The following is a 1,772-nucleotide window of genomic DNA, read 5'->3' on the forward strand; positions in this document are numbered from 1 at the left end:
GCCGGCGTGTCCGCCTGCTCCAGGATCGACGCCCAGTCGGTGGGGCAGATGGGGAAGACGTGGGCGTTGTGGCGCGCCACGAAGCCGGCGAGGGCGGCGTCGTAGGCGAGGCTGAGACTGCGTCGCAGATCGCCTCCCAATAGGGGCGGTCGAGGAAGGGAACGAGCACCTTGTTGCGCAGGTCGATGTCGCCGGCGCGCCAGTCCACGTCGAACCAGGAGACGAAGGCGCTGTCGCGCCCCCACTCCAGCAGGTCGAGCCAGGCCTCGTTGTCGGTGCCGCCGATGGCCATGTGGCCCGGCGCCAGCTCCATCAGGAGGCCGATCTGCTGCCGGTGCAGCGCGCTCGACAGGCGCTCCAAAGAGCGGGCGCCGCCGAGGTCCGGGTCGATGGCCGCGAAGTCCACCACGCCCGCGCCTTCCCTGCGGCCCGGCCGCGCCCGCAGCAGCGGCGAGGCGCAGACATGGCTCACGCCGAGATCGGCGAGGTAGCCGGCGAGCGGGATTGCGGCCTCGAGCGGAAAGCCCTTGTGAAAGCGCAGCCGGTAGAGGGCGCGGGGCAGTGTGGCGATCCCGTCGCGCCACACCAGCGGGGTGGGAAACGCGGACGTGCCGAGCCCGGCGAGGCTGCCCATGCCGAGCGGCACGGGCATCTCAGCTTCCCCCGCGCCGGCCGTGGGATCGACCTTGAACAACTGGCTCATGGGCGGCATCCGCTGCCCGGGACAGCGCGCTTGTGCGTCGCCGTCCAACCTTGCGTCGCCGCCCGCCCTTCCGCCGCCGGCCCGAAAGTCACCTCCCGGGCGGCGCGCGCCGTCGCGTCGCTGCGTGATCCAGCCTCACCGGCATACCTGACGCCCACTCTCGCCTATCCCGTCCTTGACGCGCCCCCCGACGCGGCTGTTGTTCGTGTTGGAAACGATCACCTGCACCCCGCAGGCAAATGACATCCCGAGAATATCCTAGTCGCGATTGCCTGGGCCGAGAACTGAATTCTGACAATCCCACCATGCGCAGAAAGAAGAGCAGGATACCGGGAGAATTTGCTATGGCAGGGTGATTCGACGGTACTATTTGAGCGGCGTCGGAACTCCTTGTAATACCTCCGTCCGGAGTCGGACCCGCGGGTGCAACCACCGCTCGCGCCCGTCTCTACGGGACCAGCGGCGGTCGGATGCCATACCGGCCTTCCCTCAGGACGGCCGGGCGTCCGCCTCACGGCGAAGCGGGGGGCGCCTCCGCATCGGTCTCGTCGCTGCGGCCGTCGGCCAGGCGGGATGCGATTTCCAGGATGCGACGGCCCAGCGCCGACGCCGTCCCGGATGTCACAGGGGCCGCGTCCAGGTCGTCGAGCAGCGCGCCGAGCAGGAGCAGATCGAGGAACGGCCGGTCGAGCCGACGGCCCGGCGCCGCCTCCAGATAGCCGGCGACGACCGCACGCTCCGCGCGGGCGCGGTACTGATCGATCAGCTCGCGCTGCGTGGCCCCGTCGAGGCCGGGAATGCCGTCTCCGTCGCCGGGCACGGAAGCGGCGACGCGCTCCAGGGAAGAGAGCAGGCCGGCCATGTCCTGCCAGGGGCTGTCGGCGGGCAGAGCGCCGGGCGGCGCCGCCGCGACGATATCCGAGCGCGCCCCCTGGAAGCCCACCAGCACCGCCTCTCCCGCCGCCACCAGGACGCGATCGAGGCCGAACCGGCCGTGGATGGGGAAGACCGGCGTTCCAAGCGCCGCGGCGGCGCGCTCGGCGATGCGGCCGCCACCTCGGGGCGGCGC

Annotated in this window: 1 protein-coding gene and 1 pseudogene; both read right to left on the minus strand. The window is 71.4% G+C overall.

Translation table 11 applies throughout. The features are described from left to right. Positions 1–703: pseudogene (locus AC2W7M_RS24785) on the minus strand (hypothetical protein); the annotation flags it as partial. 511 nt (positions 704–1,214) lie between these two features. Continuing rightward, the coding region (locus AC2W7M_RS24790) for a hypothetical protein (protein WP_486135702.1) at positions 1,215–1,772 on the minus strand (558 nt) is incomplete at its 5' end.

It is taken from the genome of Xanthobacter sp. BG11Y11_SDJG, from assembly GCF_057364445.1.